The sequence below is a fragment of the Brevibacterium sp. SIMBA_078 genome, from assembly GCF_046534565.1.
Taxonomy (GTDB): Bacteria; Actinomycetota; Actinomycetes; order Actinomycetales; family Brevibacteriaceae; genus Brevibacterium.
This window is the reverse complement of record NZ_JAWRYQ010000502.1, coordinates 1-243: the sequence shown is the minus strand read 5'-3', so window position 1 is coordinate 243 and position 243 is coordinate 1. Positions and strand designations below refer to the sequence as shown.

Below are 243 nucleotides of genomic sequence, written 5' to 3'. Positions count from 1 at the left end.
CTTGGCGTGGCGGTTGTGCAAACACGGCCGCCGGCGTGTCGATAAACCGCATAGTATTCCTGAGTTTGTTTCGTGCAGCGGACGTCGATTGCAGCGCAATTGCGCGCGAATTCCGACGCATGCCGTCATGCGTTGCACGCGCGTTGCACCCGCATCGCACCGGCACCGCAGCACCGCCCGCCGTTTCGTAGTCGGGTTCCGCATCACGCAAGCGCGTTCTATACTCGTCGCGCAGTCTCCGAC

At 62.6% G+C, this 243-nt stretch carries 1 protein-coding gene; it reads left to right on the top strand.

The features are described from left to right. Positions 1–191: hypothetical protein (locus SB749_RS20575; protein WP_410711947.1), on the top strand; the 191-nt coding region annotated here is incomplete at its 5' end. Positions 192–243: the final 52 nt, after the last annotated feature.